Source organism: Actinomadura fulvescens (genome assembly GCF_039533225.1).
Lineage (GTDB): Bacteria > Actinomycetota > Actinomycetes > Streptosporangiales > Streptosporangiaceae > Spirillospora > Spirillospora fulvescens.
Genome location: NZ_BAAATD010000007.1, coordinates 388,867 through 407,688 on the forward strand (window position 1 = coordinate 388,867; position 18,822 = coordinate 407,688).

General features: G+C 70.2%; 16 protein-coding genes and 1 pseudogene. 10 read left to right on the forward strand and 7 right to left on the reverse strand.

Features of this window, described 5'->3' with window-relative positions; translation table 11 throughout:
- Positions 1-188: 188 nt before the first annotated feature.
- From ABD333_RS26835 to menC, 3 genes are all read left to right on the forward strand, one after another.
- Complete coding sequence (locus ABD333_RS26835; RefSeq protein ID WP_344545254.1) at positions 189-1,472, forward strand: APC family permease; 1,284 nt, start codon at positions 189-191, stop codon at positions 1,470-1,472.
- Positions 1,473-1,629: 157 nt separating this feature from the next.
- Positions 1,630-4,539: a M36 family metallopeptidase gene (locus tag ABD333_RS26840; RefSeq protein ID WP_344545255.1), complete on the forward strand. Its 2,910-nt coding sequence runs from the start codon at positions 1,630-1,632 to the stop codon at positions 4,537-4,539.
- 68 nt (positions 4,540-4,607) lie between these two features.
- Positions 4,608-5,708, forward strand: a complete 1,101-nt coding sequence (gene menC / locus ABD333_RS26845) for an o-succinylbenzoate synthase (RefSeq protein ID WP_344545256.1) — start codon at positions 4,608-4,610, stop codon at positions 5,706-5,708.
- Here menC and ABD333_RS26850 read toward each other — a convergent pair.
- The 3 genes from ABD333_RS26850 to ABD333_RS26860 all read right to left on the reverse strand — a co-directional run bounded on the left by ABD333_RS26850 (position 5,705) and on the right by ABD333_RS26860 (position 9,141).
- Positions 5,705-6,715: a GlxA family transcriptional regulator gene (locus ABD333_RS26850; RefSeq protein ID WP_344545257.1), complete on the reverse strand. Its 1,011-nt coding sequence runs from the start codon at positions 6,713-6,715 to the stop codon at positions 5,705-5,707. The two genes, menC and ABD333_RS26850, sit on opposite strands and share 4 nt — an antisense overlap.
- 80 nt (positions 6,716-6,795) lie before the next feature.
- Positions 6,796-8,466 (reverse strand): FAD-binding dehydrogenase, encoded by a 1,671-nt coding sequence (locus ABD333_RS26855; RefSeq protein WP_344545258.1) that lies wholly within the window; start codon positions 8,464-8,466, stop codon positions 6,796-6,798.
- Positions 8,467-8,484: 18 nt separating this feature from the next.
- On the reverse strand, positions 8,485-9,141 hold the full coding sequence (locus ABD333_RS26860; protein WP_344545259.1) for a TetR/AcrR family transcriptional regulator: 657 nt from the start codon (positions 9,139-9,141) through the stop codon (positions 8,485-8,487).
- 163 nt (positions 9,142-9,304) lie between these two features.
- Between ABD333_RS26860 and ABD333_RS26865 the strand changes: the two genes are divergently transcribed.
- The 3 genes from ABD333_RS26865 to ABD333_RS26875 all read left to right on the forward strand — a co-directional run bounded on the left by ABD333_RS26865 (position 9,305) and on the right by ABD333_RS26875 (position 12,252).
- Complete coding sequence (locus ABD333_RS26865; RefSeq protein ID WP_344545260.1) at positions 9,305-10,567, forward strand: YncE family protein; 1,263 nt, start codon at positions 9,305-9,307, stop codon at positions 10,565-10,567.
- A gap of 75 nt (positions 10,568-10,642) precedes the next feature.
- Entirely contained in the window at positions 10,643-10,855 is a 213-nt protein-coding gene (locus ABD333_RS26870) for a hypothetical protein (protein WP_344545261.1), read from the forward strand.
- Between the two features lie 158 nt (positions 10,856-11,013).
- A complete protein-coding gene (locus ABD333_RS26875; RefSeq protein WP_344545262.1) occupies positions 11,014-12,252 on the forward strand; it encodes an MFS transporter in 1,239 nt (412 codons plus the stop codon).
- A 5-nt stretch (positions 12,253-12,257) separates the two neighbouring features.
- Here ABD333_RS26875 and ABD333_RS26880 read toward each other — a convergent pair whose 3' ends face one another.
- From ABD333_RS26880 to ABD333_RS26890, 3 genes are all read right to left on the reverse strand, one after another.
- The gene (locus tag ABD333_RS26880; RefSeq protein WP_344545263.1) at positions 12,258-12,662 is read right to left on the reverse strand and encodes a hypothetical protein; all 405 of its coding nucleotides are present in this window, start codon (positions 12,660-12,662) and stop codon (positions 12,258-12,260) included.
- Positions 12,663-12,664: 2 nt separating this feature from the next.
- Positions 12,665-12,820: a hypothetical protein gene (locus ABD333_RS26885; RefSeq protein WP_344545264.1), complete on the reverse strand. Its 156-nt coding sequence runs from the start codon at positions 12,818-12,820 to the stop codon at positions 12,665-12,667.
- 536 nt (positions 12,821-13,356) lie between these two features.
- Entirely contained in the window at positions 13,357-13,641 is a 285-nt protein-coding gene (locus ABD333_RS26890; RefSeq protein WP_344545265.1) for a hypothetical protein, read from the reverse strand.
- A 188-nt stretch (positions 13,642-13,829) separates the two neighbouring features.
- Here ABD333_RS26890 and ABD333_RS47595 point away from each other — a divergent pair.
- Together ABD333_RS47595 and ABD333_RS26900 are read left to right on the forward strand one after the other, a co-directional pair.
- Positions 13,830-14,423 (forward strand): annotated as a pseudogene (locus ABD333_RS47595) (protein kinase domain-containing protein); the annotation flags it as partial.
- A gap of 94 nt (positions 14,424-14,517) precedes the next feature.
- Positions 14,518-15,084 carry a hypothetical protein gene (locus ABD333_RS26900; protein ID WP_344545267.1) on the forward strand — a complete coding sequence of 189 codons (567 nt, stop codon included), beginning with the start codon at positions 14,518-14,520 and terminating at the stop codon, positions 15,082-15,084.
- Positions 15,085-15,147: 63 nt separating this feature from the next.
- On the opposite strand, the gene ABD333_RS26905 is transcribed toward ABD333_RS26900, so the two are convergent.
- On the reverse strand, positions 15,148-16,710 hold the full coding sequence (locus ABD333_RS26905; protein WP_344545268.1) for a DHA2 family efflux MFS transporter permease subunit: 1,563 nt from the start codon (positions 16,708-16,710) through the stop codon (positions 15,148-15,150).
- Positions 16,711-17,038: 328 nt separating this feature from the next.
- Between ABD333_RS26905 and ABD333_RS26910 the strand changes: the two genes are divergently transcribed.
- Both ABD333_RS26910 and ABD333_RS26915 read left to right on the forward strand, forming a co-directional pair.
- On the forward strand, positions 17,039-17,638 hold the full coding sequence (locus tag ABD333_RS26910) for a superoxide dismutase (RefSeq protein WP_344545269.1): 600 nt from the start codon (positions 17,039-17,041) through the stop codon (positions 17,636-17,638).
- Between the two features lie 214 nt (positions 17,639-17,852).
- Positions 17,853-18,821 (forward strand): NAD-dependent epimerase/dehydratase family protein, encoded by a 969-nt coding sequence (locus ABD333_RS26915; RefSeq protein ID WP_344545270.1) that lies wholly within the window; start codon positions 17,853-17,855, stop codon positions 18,819-18,821.
- The last annotated feature ends 1 nt before the right edge of the window (position 18,822 follow it).

Genomic DNA, 18,822 nt, shown 5'->3' on the forward strand with positions numbered 1-18,822 from the left:
TCCGGAAGAGACTCTGAGGACCTCGGCCTGTTCCTCTCCGAGTTGGAAGGAACTTCTAAGCAAAGTTGTAAGTTTGTCGCGCGTCCTTGTCAAGCCCTGGACGCGAGCCCTCGCGGACCACGGTGTGACGGCCCGGCGCAGATCACACGACCGCGCATGAAACGCGACGTCAGGGCAATGATCCGCGCGTGACGACTTCTCTGCGCAGGACGCTGACCACTCCGCTGCTGTTCCTGTTCATCCTCGGGGACGTGCTGGGCGCGGGGGTCTACGTGCTGGCCGGGCAGATGGCGGCCGAGGTGGGCGGAGCCGTGTGGATCCCGCTGGTGGTCGCGCTGTGCCTGGCGCTTCTCACCGCCGCCTCGTACGCGGAGCTGGCGACGAAGTATCCCCGTGCCGGTGGAGCGGCCCACTACACCAATCTCGCGTTCGGGCCGTTCGTGGGCTTCGTGATCGGCTTCTGCATGCTGGCCGCGGGCATCGTGTCGGTCGGGGCACTGGCCCGGGCCTTCGGCGGCCAGTACCTGGCGGAGTTCGTGACCGTGCCCGTGGCGCTCGCCGCCGTGCTCTTCCTGGCGGCACTGGCGCTGCTCAACATCCGCGGCATCCGCGAGTCGCTGCGCGCCAACGCCGTGGCGACGCTGGTCGAGGTGAGCGGCCTGGTCATCGTCGTCGTGCTCGGCGCCTGGGTGGTGCTGCGGGGGGACGGCGACGTGGGACGGCTCGTCCAGGTCGGCACGGCCGAGCACGGGCCGCTCGCCGGGATCCTGGCCGGGACGGTGCTGGCCTACTACTCCTTCGTCGGCTTCGAGACCTCGGTCAACCTGGCCGAGGAGACCAGGGATCCGCGGCGTACCTATCCGCGCGCGCTGTTCGGCGCGCTCATCTGCGCGGGCGTCGGATACGCCCTCGTGGGCGCCGCGGCCAGCGCGACCGTGCCGACCGAGCGGCTGGCCGGGCCGGACGGTTCGCTGCTGGACGTCGTCAAGATCGCCGGCGGGGTGCCCGAGTCGGTGTTCAGCGTCATCGCCCTGGTCGCCGTGGCGAACGGCGCCCTGCTGACGGGCATCATGTCCTCGCGCCTCGCGTACGGGATGGCCCGCGACGGGCTGCTGCCGGGCGTGCTGGCGCGCGTCCTGCCCGGACGGCGCACGCCGTGGGTGGCGATCGTGGTCACGACGGTCCTGTCGATGTCGCTGGCGCTGACCGGCGACGTGGCCACCCTCGCGGCGACGCTCGTGTTGCTGCTGCTGGTGGTGTTCATCGCGGTGAACGCGGCGGTGCTGCGGCTGCGGAGCCGGGAGGGCGAGGAGGCCGACCACTTCCGCACGCCCGCCGTGGTGCCCGTGCTCGCCATCCTCTCGTGCCTGATGCTGCTCACGCGGATCGAGGGAGAGGTCTGGCTCCGCGGCCTGCCGGTGCTCGCCGTCGGCGTCGTGCTGGGCCTCGTCAGCGCCGCCAGGCTGCGGTAGGCCACGCGGAGATACCGCAATCCTCTCTTTCCGGCCATTTCTGGTCATCTATCTCTATAGCCACCCACCTTCCCAGGTGCTTGCCTCAACGACGTCGCGAGACCACGCGACCGAGTCCGAGACCGGGCCCACCGGCCCGTTTCGCTGGAGGTTCCAAGTGCCCACGACGAGGTGGATTCACGGGGTCGCGCTGGCGACCACGGGGCTCCTGCTATCGGCCACCGCGGTCGGGACCGCACGGGGCGAGTCCCGTGCCGCCCAGCCGAAGCCCCCTGACATCCAGGCCGAACACACGATGAAGCCCGACAAGGACACCCGCTCCGGCCGGATCGGCCCGACAGCGGCGCAGCGGGGAGCGACCGAGGGCGCCGTCGTGCGCTGGAACCGGCTCGGCACCCCGGCGACGGTCACCCGGGCGGGCGCGCCGCTGGCGGCCGGCCTCCCGAACGACGCCGAACGCGCCGCCCGCGCCTATCTCGCCGAACACCGCGACCTGTTCGGGCTGTCCGAGCAGAGCGTGGCGGCGCTGGAACGCGTGGCGGTCAACCCGATCGGCAAGGGCGCGGCCGTCCTGCTGCGCCAGCGTTTCGGTGACCTCCCGGCCGGTTACGACGGGCAGGTCGCGGTCGGCGTCGCGGACGGCAAGGTCGTCTCGGTCTCGTCGACCCTCGCCCGCGACGCGGCGGCACCCGCGCCCGCGACGCTCGTCCAGGACCAGGCCGTCGAGTCCGCTGCCCGCGACGCCGCCATGACGGTCGCCGCCGCGGAGACGAAGCGGGCACGGCTGGTGGCGGTGCCGACCCCGGCGGGCGTCCGCAGCGCGTACCAGGTCACGCTCATCGACGCGGGCGGTTCGGGCGGCGAGCCCGCCGCGGTCAACTCCTACGTGGACGCCAGGACCGGGCAGGTCCTGATCCGGGAGAACCTCGTCGACCACGCCGACGATCCACGCTGGGACGTGTTCCCGGCGGCGCCCGGCAACTCCTCCAGGGACACACGCGACACGTGGTGCTTCCGCCCCGCCCGCGGCTGCGACTTCGTGGTCGGCGGCGACCCGGCGACCGGCAAGGCGTGGGACATCGACCATGCCACCGGCGCGCCCACCCACACGAGCCTGGGCAACGCGGCGCGCACGTACGAGAACCGCGCCAGCGGCGACCCGTTCACCGTCGGCACCCGCACCAACGCGCCCAAGGCGGACCGGCGCTACTCCTACCCGTGGACCGACCAGTGGCGGCGCGAGAAGTGCGACCCGGCGACGCTCGACAGCCCGCGGGAAGCCGACCTCGAAGCGGCGATGTCCAACCTGTTCGCGATGCACAACCGCATGCACGACTGGTCGTACCGGCTCGGCTTCACCGAGACCGCGTGGAACATGCAGTCCGACAACGGTGACCGGGGCGGCCGGCCGGGCGACCCCGAACAGGGCAACGCCCAGGCGGGCGCGCGGGTCGCCAGCGTCCGCAACAACGCCAACCAGATCACCCCGCCCGACGGCGTCGCGCCGATCACCAACATGTACATGTGGCAGCCCTTCGCGGGCGCCTTCTACGCGCCCTGCGTGGACGGCGACTACGACATGAGCGTGATCGGCCACGAGTACACGCACGCCATCTCCGGGCGGATGGTCGCCGGGCCGGACGCCGGCTGGAGCGGGCCGCAGGCCGGCGCGATGAACGAGAGCACCTCCGACCTGTTCGCGATGGAGTACCTCAACGAATACGGTTTCCGGCCGCCCGGCGACACCCCCTACGTCACCGGCGCGTACGTGACCGGCGACCGGCGGGCGGGCATCCGCAACTACGACATGAGCCGCAGTCCCCTCAACTACAGCGACCTCGGCTACGACCTGGTCGGGCAGCAGGTGCACGCCGACGGCGAGATCTGGACGGCCACGCAGTTCGACGTGCGCCAGGCGTTCGTCGACCGGTACGGCAAGGGGAGCAAGGCCCGCAACCGTGCCTGCGCGGACGGGCGGATCCCGGTCGGCCAGTGCCCGGGCGGACGGCGCTGGGTGCAGCTGTCGTTCGACGCGCTGCTGCTGATGGCGAGCGGCGCGGTGGACTACGTCGACCACCGTGACGCGCTGCTGGCCGCGGACACCATCCGTTTCGGCGGCGCCAATCACACGCTGATCTGGAACGCGTTCGCCCAGCACGGTCTCGGTGAGGGCGCGGCCAGCAACGGGCCGGCCGACGCCGACCCGGTCGCGAGCTTCGCCTCGCCGCGGGCGCGCAACGCGACGGTGAGGCTGCGGCCGTCCGGCGACGCGAAGGGCGCCGCGGTCCGGCTGTACGTCGGCGACTACGAGGGCCGGGCGACGCCGGTGGCCGACACCGACCCGGCGACGCCGCTGGGCGACATGTTCAAGATCATCCCGGGGCGCTACGGATTCGTCGCGGTGGGCGCCGGGTTCGGGCACAAGCGCTTCAACGCCTCGATCGGCCGGTCGACCACGAACCTGCCGGTCGCGATGACGCGCAACCAGGCCGCGGCGGCCAACGGCGCGACGGCGGCCGGCGACGGCGTCGACCACGCCAGGCTCGTCGACGAGACCGAGGCCACCAACTGGCAGTCGCTGACCGCGCCCGTGGCGGGCCGGCAGGTGACCGTCGACCTGGCCGGGGACTCGGCCGTGCGGATCGGGCGCGTGCAGGTGAGCGCGATGCTGCGTCCGGCGCAGCCGGGCGACCCGGAGCACACGCCGACCGGAGGGGCGCAGAACCGCTTCACCGCCCTCCAGCGGTTCGAGGTCCTGGCGTGTGACAAGGCGAAGGCCGACTGCTCGCAGGACGGCTCGTTCACCCGTGTCTACACGAGCCCGGCCGACGCGTTCCCGGCCCGGCGCCCGCGTCCGCGAGCGCCGGAGCTCATCCTCCGCTCGTTCGACCTGCGCGACACCACCGCGACGCACCTGCGGCTGCGCGTGGTGTCGAGCCAGTGCACCGGCAACCCGGGCTTCGCCGGTGAGCAGGACGCCGACCCGCGCTCGACCACCGACTGCACGGCGGGCAGCCCGCTCGCCGGGCTGGTCCGCGCCGCGGAGTTCCAGGCGTTCACCCGGTAGCGGGCGTTGCCGCCACGGCACCCGCCCCATATTGTTTGACTCAGTCAATGATATGGGGCGGGTACGCCATGAAGATCGAGAAGGTCGAGCTCCGCACGGTCGCGTTGCCGTTGAAGACCCCGTTCCGGGCCTCGGTCACGGAGTTGCGCTCGCGCGACGTTCTCCTGGTCAGGGTCGTGACGCCGGACGCGGAGGGCTGGGGCGAATGTGCGGCCCTGCCCGACCCCCGCTACAGCGCCGAGTACGTGGACGGCGCGGCCGACGTGCTGCGCAGGTTCCTGGTGCCGGCACTGCCGGAGAACGTGGAGGCGCACGAGGTGGGCCCGGCCCTGGCGCCGTTCAGAGGACACCCGATGGCCAAGGCCGCGCTGGAGATGGCGGTGCTGGACGCGGGGCTGCGCGCGGCCGGTGAATCGCTCGGGCACTACCTCGGCGCGGTCCGCGAGCGTGTGCGCTGCGGTGTCTCGGTCGGCATCCACGGTTCGGTGCCCGAGCTCCTGGACGTGGTCGAGGGCTTCGTCGCCGAGGGGTACACACGGATCAAACTCAAGATCGAGCCGGGCTGGGATCTCGAACCCGTCCGCGCCGTCCGCGAGCACTTCGGCGGCGAACTGCCGCTTCAGGTCGACGCCAACGGCGCGTACACGCCGGCCGACACCCCGCACCTGGCCCGGCTCGACGCGTTCGGGCTGCTGCTGATCGAGCAGCCGCTGGCCGCCGGAGACCTCGTCCGGCACGCCGCCCTGGCCCGCCGCCTCACGACGCCGATCTGCCTGGACGAGTCGATCGAGTCGGCCGCCGACGCCGCGGCCGCCATCTCCCTCGGCGCGGCGTCCATCGTCAACGTCAAGCCCGGCCGGGTCGGCGGCCACCTCGAAGCCCGCCGCGTCCACGACCTCTGCCAGGCGCACGGCATCGCGGTGTGGTGCGGCGACATGCTCGAAAGCGGCATCGGCCGCGCGGCCAACCTCGCGCTCGGCGCGCTCCCCGGATTCACCCTCCCCGCCGACACCTGCGCCGCCGACCGCTACTTCGCCGCCGACGTCACCGAGCCGCTCGACTACGCGGACGGGCACCTGACCGTGCCCACCGATCCCGGCATCGGCGTCACGCCCGTCCCGGAGCTCCTCGACGACCTGACCGTCCGCGCCGAGTGGATCGACCGCTAGGCCCCGCCGGAGCCGAGCCCCGCGGGATCGTTCGCCGCCCGCGCGGGTGCCGTGCACGAGCGGCCGTAGGCGCTGCGGTAGGCACGCGGCGGCATGCCGCGCCGCTTGACGAACTGCTCGCGCAGGACGGTGGCGTTGCTGTAGCCCGCCCGCCGGGCGATCTCCTGGATGCTCAGGTCGGTGGTCTCCAGGAGTTCCTCGACGTGGTCCAGGCGCTGGTTGAGGAGCCAGGCGTGCGGGGTGGTGCCGGTCGCGGTCTTGAAGCGCCGGGCGAAGGTGCGCGGGCTCATCAGCGCCCGGGCCGCGAGGTCGTCCACGGAGAGGGGATGCCGCAGGTTCTCCCGGGCCCAGGTGAGCACGGCCTGGATGCGCTCGGGGTCGTGGGCGGGGACGGGGGAGCGGACGTACTGGGGCTGGTCGCCGACGCGGTGGGGAGAGGCCACGACATCGCGGGCGACCATGTTGGCCAGCGAGGAGCCGTGCTCGCGCCGCAGCAGGTGCAGGAGCAGGTCCAGACCGGCGGCCGCGCCGGCGCCCGTCACGAGCCGCCCCTCGTCCACGTACAGGGCGTCGGAGACCGTCCTGACCGCCGGGAAACGGGCGGCCAGCGCCGCGGCCAGGCTCCAGTGGGTGGTGGCGCGCAGCCCGTCGAGCAGTCCGGTGCCGGCCAGCAGGTAGGAGCCGCCGCCGTGGCCGGCGATGATCGCGCCGCGCGCGTGCGCCGCCCGCAGGGCCGCCGTCGCGGCGGGCGTTGGGACGGGGAAGTCCTCGCCGGGCAGGAGCAGGATCAGATCGGCCGTCGCGAGCCGGTCGAGGCCGTGCTCCACCTGCTGGACCAGGCCGAGGTCGGTGTGCACGGGCCCGGGCTCGTCCGTCGCCACCGTGAAGTCGAAGCACGAGACGCCCAGCTGCGAGCGACCGGAGAAGACCTTGACGGCCATGCCGAGGCCCAGCGTGCTCAGGTGCTCCGGCGCGTACGCCACGATCGAGCGGAAACCCATGGTCATGCCGTCACGTTCCCAGGCCGATGTGAACGAACCGTCCGTGCGCTCTCATCATGACGGGGCTCATCATGACGGGGCTCAACCTAGCCGACCTGCTGGGCGGCGGCTCGTCCGGCGGCCCTTCCGGAGAACAGGCAGCCGCCCAGGAACGTGCCTTCGAGCGCGTTGTAGCCGTGGACCCCGCCACCGCCGAAGCCCGCGACCTCCCCGGCGGCGTAGAGGCCCTCGACCGGCCGGCCGTCGAGGCCGAGGGCACGGGAGTCCAGGTCGGTCTGGATGCCGCCGAGGGTCTTGCGGGTCAGGACGTGGAGCTTGACGCCGATCAGCGGACCGGCGGCCGGGTCCAGGAGGCGGTGCGGGGCGACGGCGCGGCTCAGGCGGTCGCCCAGATAGCGGCGCGCGTTGCGGATGCCCTGGATCTGGGAGTCCTTGCTGAACGGGTTGACGACCTGCGAGTCACGGGCCTGGATCTGGCGGCGCAGCGACGCGGCGTCGAGCAGGGGGTCGCCGTTGAGGGCGTTCATCTTGCCGACGAGCTCGTCGAGGTTGTCGGCGACGACGAAGTCCGCGCCGTGACGCTGGAACGCCTCGACCGGGCCGGGCGCGCCTTTGGTGAGGCGCTCGCGAAGGACGGCCTTGCGGTCGCCGCTGGTGAGGTCGGGGTTCTGCTCGGAGCCGGAGAGGGCGAACTCCTTCTCGATGATCCGCTGGGTGAGAACGAACCAGGAGTGGTCGTACTCGGCGATGTCGGGGGTGGTGCGCAGGTACTTCAGGGTGGCGAGGGTGTCGTAGCCGGGCAGGCACGGGTCGGGGAGCCGCCGCCCCAGGGCGTCGAACCACATCGAGGACGGGCCCGGGATGATGCGGATGCCGTGGCCGGGCCAGACCGGGTCCCAGTTGCGCAGGCCCTCGGTGTAGTGCCACATCCGGTCGCGGTTGACCAGGCGTACGCCCGCCTCGGCGCTGATGTCGAGCATCCGGCCGTCAACATATGCGGGAACGCCGGTGACCATGTTCGCCGGCGGGGTGCCCAGGCGCCGGGGCCAGTAACGGCGGACGACGTCATGGTCCCCGCCGATGCCGCCCGAAGTGATGATCACGGCCTGCGCGGACAGCGTGAACTCGCCGATCGCGTCGCGGTTGGAGGGGGCTCCGCGAGGGGCGTCGTCGGGCGCGAGGACGGTGCCGCGCACGCCGGTGACGGTGCCGTTGTCGACGATGAGCCCGTCCACCCGGTGGCGGTGGTGGAACGTCAGGCGCCCCGCGTCCGCCGCCTCATGGGCGGCGGCGGCGAACGGAGCCACCACGCCGGTGCCCGTGCCCCACGAGATGTGGAAACGCGGCACCGAGTTGCCGTGACCGTCCGCGCGCAGGCCGCCCCGTTCGGCCCAGCCCACGATGGGCGTGAACGAGATGCCATGGCCCGCGAGCCAGGAACGCTTTTCACCGGCCGCGAACTCGACGTAGGCGCGGGCCCAGCGCACGGCCCAAGCGTCCTCGTCGTCCAGGCGGTCGAAGCCGGCGCTGTTCTGCCAGTCGCTCCAGGCCAGGTCGAACGAGTCCATGACGCGCAGGCGGCGCTGCTCGGGCGTGTCGACCAGGAAGAGGCCGCCGAGCGACCAGAACGCCTGCCCGCCCAGGTTCGCGGCGTTCTCCTGGTCGACGAGCGCGACCGTGCGGCCGCGCGAGGTGAGCTCGTACGCGGCGACCAGGCCGGCCAGGCCCGCCCCCACGATGATGACGTCGGCGTCCATGGGATCCTCCTCGGGTCGTCAGGTGCGCGGGGCTGGGGAGACGTGCAGGCGGTCGAGCAGGATCTGCAGAAGCTCGTCGATGATCTGGTCGAGGGTGGCGTCGACCCAGCCCACGGCCCAGTCGTGCATGAGGCCGTTGATCGCCCCGATGAACGCGGCGGCGGTGACGCGGTAGTCGCGGGCGGGGATCTCGCCGCGCTCGGCGGCCTCGCGGGCCTGTTCGCCGAGGAAGTCGATCCAGCGGGCACGCCGGTCGAGACGCTGGCGGTCCAGCCGGGGACTGACGCCGATGATCTCGACGAAGGCGATGCGGGTGTGCCGGGGGTCGGCGGTGGCCCCGGCGGCGTACGCGCGGAACAGCCGGGTGTAGCGGTCGGCGGGGGAGAGGTCTTCAAGGCCGGGGAGCACGGCCAGGACGGACTGCTCGGCGATGTCGTTGACGTAGAGGTGCAGCTCGGCCAGCAGGTCTTCGAGCGTGCGGTACTCCTCGTAGAACTGCCGCGTGGAGAGCCCGGCGGCCTTGCAGACGTCGGTGATCTTCGTGGCGCGGTAGCCGGGCCCGGCGCCGAACAGGTCCAGGCCCGCCTCCTGGAACCGCCTGCGGCGCTCGGCCTGCCGCTCGTCCGCCGACCTGCCCCCGTACCGGCCGGGAGCCGGTGTGATCCGTCCCGCCACGCGCGTCCTCCGTTCCGCCTCTTCCTGATTTTCCCCGATCGGGCCTTGTGGTGGGCCTCCCGCCTGCCTACCATCCAGTAACCAAGTCTGAATATGGCGATATTCAGAGTTGGCGGGGACGCCCAGCGTTCCTCCCTCCACCCCCCACGCCCTGGAGGAACCCATGCTCTCCTTGATCCCGGCACGTCGGCGCAGATCCCTGCTCGCAGCCGCCGCGGCGGCCGTCATGGCGACCGGCGCCGCCGTCTCCGTGAGCTCCGCGAGTCCCGCGGCCGCGGCACCGCTGCAGGAGGTGATGCTCGTCGGCAACAACTGGGAAGGCACCGCCGACGTCATCAGGTCCCGCGGGGACTTCGCCAAGCTCGGCCGCATCAACCTCGTCCCCGACAAGAACGACCGGCTCCGCGAGATCTACCTCAACCCCGTCCGGCTGGCGTTCTTCCTCGGCATCCGCCAGACCGTCGGCGAAGGGCACGACCAGTTCGTCGACGACCTGTACACCACGCCCGACGGCTCGGCGATCGTCGTCTCGCGGCCGAGCTTCGCCGACGTGGCCTCGATCGACACGGCGACCGGCGCGCTCAGGTGGCGGTTCCCCGTCTCGGGTTTCCGCTCCGACCACATGGCCGTCTCTCCCGACGGTGAACGGGTGGCGGTGTCGGCGTCCACCGGCAACACGGTCCACGTGCTGAACATCCGGACCGGTCAGCAGGTCGGCTCGTTCAAGACCGGCGACAAGCCGCACGAGAACGTCTTCACGCGCGACGGCAAGTACCTCTGGAACATGTCGATCGGAGAGGTCAACAACGACTTCGACGCGCCCTGGCAGGACTTCCTCAAGGGCGACCGTAAGATCACGATCGCCGACGCCGCCACGTTCAGGCAGGTCAAGGTCATCGACATTCGGCAGCGGCTGGACGCGTTCGGCCGCAAGGACTTCTCGGACGCCGTACGTCCCGTCGCGTTCACCCCCGACGAGTCCAAGCTGTACTTCCAGGTGTCGTTCTTCAACGGCTTCTTCGAGTACGACGTCGCCGCCGACAGGATCACCCGGGAGAAGGTGCTGCCGAAGAACGCCGGCACCAGCGACGACCGGACCACGTTCGTCAACGACTCCCGCCACCACGGCATGTCCATGAACCCGCAGGGCACCAAGCTGTGCGTCGCCGGGACCATGGACGACTACGCCACGGTGGTCGACCGCTCGACCCTGCGGGAAGGGCCGCTGGTGCGCGCGGCCAAGCCGTACTGGGCCACCGTCAGCGGCGACGGCCGGGCCTGCGTCATCTCCGAGAGCGGCGCCGACCAGGTCACCGCGATCGACTTCGCGACCGGCCAGAAGATCACGTCCGTTCCGGTCGGCGACCACCCGCAGCGCGTCCGTGTCGCCCGGCTCCCGGCGGACTGGACCGGCCCGACCGGCTGACCCCGAGGATCCCACCCCCGCCCCGGCCCGCCCCGCGGGCCGGGGCGCCCTGGTCCGCACGGTAACAATGGAGTCATGAGCGACCTCGTCGATGACAGCGGCCCCCAGACGATCCAGCCCAACACCTGGACGCCCCTTCTCGGCACCGACGCCGAACTGCTGGTCGACGGCATCACCGAGGCCGTGCAGGTGGAGACCGAGACCCTGCGTTCGAGCAACGGCGACGTCACGATCCAGTTCACCCTCTCCCTGAACGGCGTGCACCTCGCGCTGCGGGCCCCGGGCTGACTCTTCCCAGAATCAGCAACAGAAGTTGTGCGTGCGACACCACCAGCTCCAACGTGGGGCCACCATCACGGCGGTCCAGTTGGACAGGGAGAGTCGCACATGTGCAGTCCCGAGCGGGTTCCAGCAGCGTCACGCGCGCTCACCGGAGGTCAGGGCCGGTGAGCGCGTCCAGCACACGGCAGGTTCGCGGCAGGCTGCCGCTCGGGGTGTACCTGCTCGCGTTCAGCCTCTTCGCGATGGGCAGCGCGGAGTTTCTGCTCGCCGGGGTCCTCCCCGCGATCGCCGACGACCTGGGCATCACGTTGTCCTCCGCCGGCGCGTTGATCTCGGCGTTCGCGATCGGCGTGGTCATCGGCGGCCCGCCCCTCGCCGTCATGACGCTGCGCTGGCCGCGCCGGACGACACTGGTGACCACGCAGGCCGTCTTCGCCGCGTCGGTGGCGGCCGGGCTCCTCGTCGACGACTACGCGGTGCTGCTGGCCACCCGCTTCCTCTGCGGCCTCGCCTACGCCGGATACTGGGCGGTCGCGGCGGTCACCGCGATCGGGCTCGTCACGCCCGACCGCACGGCCCGTACTTCCGGCGTCGTCGTCAGCGGCCTCAGCCTGGCGATGGTGGGCGGCGGGCCCGCCGGCGCGCTGCTCAGCCACTTCACCGGGTGGCGGGGCGGCTTCTGGGCCGTGGTCGTCCTCACCGCCGTCGGTGCGGTCCTGACACTGGTCGCCGTGCCCGCGACCAGGACGGGCCAGGAGCCCAGCGTACGGCGGGAGCTTCGCACGATGCGGCGTCCGCACCTGTGGGTCGTCTACGCCGCCACCATCCTGAGCACCGCCGCGTACATGATCACCTACAACTATCTCGCCGCGTTCCTGACCGATGTCACCGGCTTCGGCGCCGTCTGGGTCCCGGTGATCCTCACGCTGTTCGGCGTCGGCGCGTTCGCGGGCCTCTCCATCGGAGGCAGGATCGCCGACCGGCGTCCCCATGCCGCGCTCCTGGCAGGCGCGATCGGTATCGCGGTGAGCTCCGTCGTCCTCTCCATCGCCGCCGGGCACGCCGTGGCCGTCGTCGCCCTCGTCCTGCTCCTCGGGGTCGCGGGGTTCGTGCTGAACCCGGCCATCTACGGGCGGGTGTTCTCCATCGCGTCACAGGCGCCCACGCTCGCCGGTGCCACCGCCGTGTCGGCGTTCCAGCTCGGCATCAGCCTGGTCCCGGTCCTCGCCGGAGGAGCACTCAACCTCGGCGCCGGCATCTCCTCCGTACCGTTGATCGGCGCCGGCCTGGCACTCCTCACGATCCCGGCCGTCCTCATCGACCGCACGGCCCGTCGCGACGGCGTCCGCGACGACGCACGGCCACCTTCCGTGGAGCGCTCGCCCGACAGGACGCGGTCATGAGGCCCTCAGTCGCCCGGCTCGGTGACCCGGCGGTTCACCTCTTCGCCCAGCCGGTCAAGGGACTCTTCGAGCGAACGCTGCGTCTCGTCCCGGCGCGGCCGGTCGCCGTCCCAGCAGACATGGAGCACGACCTCGCTCGTGCCGCTCGCCTGGTCGGTGACCTGGAGGCGGCTGCTGCACTCCGGATGATCGTGGCTGCACCACTCCAGCACGAACCGTTCGGGCGGGGGACCGCCCGTGGCGCGCTCGGTGCCGTCCCTGTTGGCGATGAACGAACGGGTCTCCGCCTCGGCCATGTCCGGCACCACCTCGCCCGGCAGCCAGCGGTGCAACGTCGTGGGATCCGCGGCGATATTGAAGACGATCCGGCACTCCGCGGGCATCGTCCGCCTCGCCTCGTACTCCATCATGATCACTCTCGGGTCAGATCGCCGCTGTCCTGCCCGGCTTCCTCCATCGCGTCCCGCAGCGCCGCTCCGACGGCGGGGAGGCGGTCGGGACGGGGTTCCTGCCGCGGGGCCTGATCGGTCGCCTCGGGTCGCGAGCCGTTGTCCTCTGGCGTGGTCATCACCGGTTCCTCCGTTCGACGTTCCGTCCTTGATCGGCTACCCGGTGGAGAGGTGCGCTAACACGAACGCACGGCGGCTCTCACCTGCGGCGGCAGGGACATCGCCGACCATTGCGAGTCCGCCGAGCCGCCGTCGGCCGTCATCGCGTACGCGTCTCGTACGCGAACTCGGCGACGATGACTTCGGGATCGGTGGTCTCGTGGACGACGACATCCACGACGCGCCTCTCGGCAAGGAGCCGCGAGCCTCGGGCGGGACGGTGAAGTGCTCCCGGAGCGCGTTCCGGCTCGTCAACGGCTCGGACTCCGGCGTCGCCATCGGGTGCCGTACATCGGTGACCTCGCCGTACAGGTCGGGCAACGCGTCGAAGTCCCCGTCGGCGACCCCATTGACGAGCCGGAGAAAGTCCTCGCGCGGACTCATACTCATAAGACCCTCCACACGCACAGAGCACCTGTGATCATCCTGGCACGACGGCCGGATCTCACGTCGGTTTTGGGGTCCGCACGCGGGCGACACAGGGCCCTAGGGGTGATCAGGTGCGAACGCAGCCCCTGGCATCGAACTCGGCCATCATGGGGGAGAACCACACCTGGCGGCACAGGTAGTTGCCTGCCGCCGGGCCGGACCAGACATGCACCGGAACATCGGAGAAGCCGGAACCGGTGCAGCCTGTGTTGGACAACGCGTACGTGTCCCCGGTTTGAGTCGCTGTGGCCGTCAGGCAGAACCAGCCGGGCTGGGCTTGAGCCGGGGATACCAGCACAGAGGTCGTCAGCAGGGCCGTTGCGACCAGAACGGCGGCGCGTTTGAGGGCCATGCCCCGACGGTAGGCGCCGTTCGTTCAGGTTGCCACAGCCGCCGCTTCACCATCTCCCGTGAAAATCTCACGGGCTCCGACAAGACCCGGAACGTCTTTGGAACGTGCCCATAGTTCAAGCTGCTGTCGACTCATGACTCCGGGTGCCCGTCAGCGCTACGATGCCGAAACTTGAGATTTGAGGCGTGATGGCACCCGGAGACGAACACGTGACCATTGGCACGGCCCTGTGCCCCGAGGACCCCAAGGCGATCGGACCATATAAGCTTCTGAGGCGGCTTGCTCGCGGAGGCGAGGGCTGGACCTATCTCGCGCTGTCCCCTCACGGGCAGAAGGTGGCGGTCAAGCTCATCGAGAATTTCCTGCGCAGAGAAAATGTCGGCCCCGCAGAGATTCTCCAGGATGAACTGGCCTTGGCCGCACGCCTCAAGGGCACTAGGGTCGTCGGCTGCGTGCTGGACGCGAACCTGCACGATGGTCGGCCATATGTGGTCACCGAGTTCATCAAGGGCCGCAATCTGAGCGACCTGATCCGGGACGGCCTCGATCGAGTGGAGATCGAGTCGATAGCGGTCTGCATTCTGACTGATCTCGTCATTCTCCATGAAGCGGGCGTGGTCCATCGGGACATCAAGCCGGTCAACGTGATGGTCGGTCACGCGTACGCCTGCGTGATCGACTTCGGCACGGCGCACCTCCTTGAGGAAACCCGGGTGGCCAATGCCGGCTCGCCCGCCTACATGGCACCGGAGCGATGGAACTCGTCGGGCGCCGGCACGGAGGCGGTCGACATGTGGGCCTGGGCGGCCACTGTGGTCCACGCCGCCACGGGTGGCCCGTCCGAGTGCGAGAGAGGCCCGGACCTATATAACGGACGTGGCCTACCAGACCTCCAGCGAGGAGCTCCTCGAACACAGCACGACCAAGCTCCTGGCCATTACACCGAGGTTGCAGCAATTCGAGGCCGCAAGGACGGAAGACAAAGACGCGACGCGCGCCAACCTGCCGGGACTGGCCATGCTGGCATTCGTGGTACTCGTCGTGGTGGGCGCGGTCGTGTGGGCGGTGAATTCCCTGCCGGCCGAGTCGGATTCCGCCAGAGTTCCGCAGTCCCTGCGAGGCAATTGGGTCGGGGTGCTGACCAAGACCCAGCCGCCCAACGAGTCCGTGCGTCTAGAGACCAATCAGAATGGAATCACGGCTCGGCAACGGTTCTTCACGGACGATGAAGGCAGCCAACCCGTACCGGGGGGTGCCTGGAACGAGAACCTGCGAGCGGTCCGCGGCGATGGCGGGTCCGCCACTCTGGAGACGACAGGGGGCGTCTTCCACATCAAGATCTTCCGACGCGGTGACAGCGTTGTTTATGAATGGAAGACGGGCCCTGCCGATAACTCCAACGCGCCGGTCAAGCATGGCGGCATCCTGCACCGCGACTCATGAGCTGGATCCGGACGGATCAGACTCCGTCCGGACCCAGCTCCATTGACGTTTCAGCCTGCTGGCTTACTCCTGCGGTGTGGTCTCGGCTTTCCGGTCTTGAGCGGGCGTGGTCGTCGGCTTGTCGCGTGGGCTGAACAGCAAACAGAACAGGGCGGCCGCGATCAGGACCACGGCACACGCCACGAGGGTGGTCTGCATGGCGTCAACGAAGCCGGTGGCGAACGTGTCGGCGGCGACCCGTTCGTACAGGCTGGTCGTGGCGGGGTCCAGGCCGCCGGGCGGCGTGGGGGGGCTGTAGTCGTGCGCGGCGCCGGCGCTGTTGTCGACGAACTGGGCGCGCAGGCTCTCCGGCAGCCGGCCGGCACGCTTCTCGGCCTCGCTGTGCAGGGTCGCGGACAGGCGGGCCGACAGCAGCGCACCCAGAAGGGCGGTGCCGAGGACACCGCCGACCTGCCGGATGGTGCTGGAGACTCCCGATGCCGCTCCGGCCAGCCTGGGGTCGACGCCGTTCATGGTGGCCTGCTGCAACGGCGCGAACGTGGCGCCGCTGGCGACCCCGATGATGATCAGGCCGGGCAGCAGACTCCACGCGCTGCTGGTGGGCCCGGTCATGGCGACCAGCACCAGCAGGCCGACGGCCAGCAGGGTGAGCCCGGTCATCAGGATGTACTTGCCACCGAACCTGTCCGACAGCCGCCCGGCGTACGCCGAGCCGACCGCGGTGAGCACGGCGTTCGGCAGCACCACCAGGCCGGTCTCCAGCGCCGAGTACCCGCGTGCCATCTGCAGGTACAGGACCAGCGCGAACATGATGCCGATCATGCCGAGCTGGAAGACGAACCCGACCCAGTTACCGACCGCGAAGTCGCGCGCGCCGAACAGGGACAAGGGCATGACGGGCTCGCCGCGCTGCCGGTGCTGCCAGAGGACGAACACCGCCAGCAGTACGACGCCCGCGACGATGACCGCGGGGATGCTGATCGGCCCGGTGATGGTGCCCCATGCGTAGCGTTCGCCCTCGATCAGCCCGAACACGATGCCGCTCAGCCCGGCGGTGGCCAGCGCGACGCCGAGCAGGTCGAGCCGGTGGGTGCGGCCCGAGCGCATGGGCGGCGCGAACCGCAGCGCCAGCACGGCGGTGACGATCCCGATCGGGACGTTGATGAAGAAGATCCAGCGCCAGCTGAGATGGGCGAGCAGCAGGCCGCCGATGACCGGGCCGGTGATCGGCGCGAAACCCACGATCGCGCCGAACAGGCCGAACGCGCGGCCGCGCAGCTCCGGCGGGAAGATCGTCAAGATCGACGAGATGACCTGCGGGAACAGCAGCGCCCCGCCCAGGCCCTGCAGCAGCCGGGCGACCAGCAGCCAGGCCGGTGCGCCGGCCAGGCCGCAGAGCACCGAGCCGACGGTGAACGTGATGATCCCGATCACGTACAGCCGGCGGTACCCGAACAGGTCCCCCAGCCGTCCGGTGGTGATCAGCAGCACCGAGAAGACGAGCAGGTAGCCGTCGATGATCCACAGCACCTGGTCGTACGAGGCGTCGAGGTCGTGGATGAGGGTGGGAACGGCGACGTTGACGATGGATCCGTCGAGCAACGACATGAAGAAGCCGATGGACATGATTGCGAGAACCAGCCATGGATGACGCGTGGCTGATCGTTCTGCGGACTTGACTTCCGGCACTCCGGAGACCTCCCTGAGGGAGCTGCCTGCGGGGTGGTGACGTGGGGCTCCGGAAGAACCGGAAGGGTCGACGCGCGTCGCCACCACCACAGGACATCCTTTCCAGGATGTGGTGAGTGACCTCCACCTTCTCCGTGTCATCGGGACCCGGGTGAAGCTGGTTGGCGAGGCGCAATGCCCAACGGTGAGAAGTCGGCTCGCAGCCTAACACGAGCCTCTGCTGCATGGTTGATGCAACTGCGAACTGTTTGCAATAGTGGCCCGTATGACCTACACGCTTCCCGACCTTCCTTACGACTACGCCGCTCTTGAGCCCGCCATCACCGGCGAGATCCTGGAGCTTCACCACTCCAAGCACCACGCCGCCTACGTCAAGGGCGCCAACGACACGCTGGAGAAGCTGGAAGAAGCTCGCGGCAAGGAGCAGTTCGGCGGCCTGGTCGGCCTGGAGAAGACGCTGGCCTTCAACCTGTCCGGCCACGTCCTGCACACCATCTTCTGGGACAACCTCTCGCCCGATGGCGGCGACCGTCCGGGCGGCGAGCTCGGCTCCGCCATCGACGAGCACTTCGGCTCGTTCGACGCGTTCAAGAAGCAGCTCACCTCCGCCACCGCGACCGTCCAGGGCTCCGGCTGGGGCGTCCTGGGCTGGGAGCCGCTGGGCCAGAGGCTGATCGTCCAGCAGGTGTACGACCACCACGGCAACGTCGGCATGGGCTCGGTGCCACTGCTGGTCTTCGACGCCTGGGAGCACGCCTACTACCTGCAGTACCGCAACGTCCGTCCCGACTACGTCCAGAAGCTCTGGGACCTCGTCAACTGGAACGACGTCGCCGCCCGCCTCACGGCCGCCAAGAGCGCCTGACGGCGGACCGGGCCCGCCGACCGCGGCGCCCACCAGACCCGGATCATGCTCAGAACACGGTCCCTCGGGGTGTGGTGGGCGCCGCTCCGCATTCCGCCCCTCCCGAAAAGCGGAGTCCGGGTCGAATGTCGCCTGGCTTCTTTGGTAACGATTTCGATCGACCACAAGCGGTCGATCGGTAGGGCGAGATAATTGCGCTGTTATCGTCGATGGTATGAGGCTGCCTTTCCGGCGTGCGGTCATCACCGGCGGTGCCGGTTTTCTCGGCTCGCACCTGTGCGGTGCGCTGCTGCGCCGGGGGGTGGACGTTGTATGCGTGGACGATTTCTGCACCAGCGCACCGGAGAACGTCCGGCATCTGAGGCCTGATCCGGGCTTCAGTCTCGTGCGGAATGACGTCAGCGTCGCCCTCGACGTGCCTGGTCACGTGGATCTGGTGATGCATCTGGCCTCTCCCGCCTCGCCGGCGGACTATCGGCTGCTGCCGATCGCGACACTGCGCGCGGGCAGTCACGGCACCACGAACGCACTGGAACTCGCCGCGCGAAAACAGGCACGGTTTGTGCTCGCGTCGACCTCGGAAGTCTACGGGGATCCGCATGAGCATCCGCAGCGAGAATCGTATCCTGGAAATGTCGATCCGGTAGGGCCTCGCAGTTGTTATGACGAGGCCAAAAGGTTCGCCGAAGCCCTCACCACGGCCTATAGGGATAATCGCCGGGTCGACACCGTCATCGTCCGCATCTTCAACTCCTATGGCCCGCGGATGCGGGCCGGCGACGGCCGGGTGGTGCCCACCTTCATCTGCCAGGCCCTGGCCGGGAGCCCGCTCACGGTCGCCGGGGACGGGAGCCAGACCCGGTCGTTGTGCTTCGTCGACGACACGATCGACGGGCTCCTCGCGGCGGCGACGCGTGGCCACCGTGGCCCGGTCAACATCGGGAGCCCCGAGGAGGTCGAGGTGCTCGCGCTCGCCAGGCGGGTCAAGAAGCTGACCGGGTCGGCCTCGGCCATCGAGTTCGTCGAGCGGCCTCCGGGTGATCCGGAACGACGGCGTCCGGACACCACGCTGGCGGGCGAGTTGCTGGGTTGGCGGCCGCGGGTCTCGCTGGATGAGGGGATCGGGCGAACGGTCAGCTGGTTCCGCCGGCACCGCGGCACTCGTCCGGAGGTCATCGGCTGAC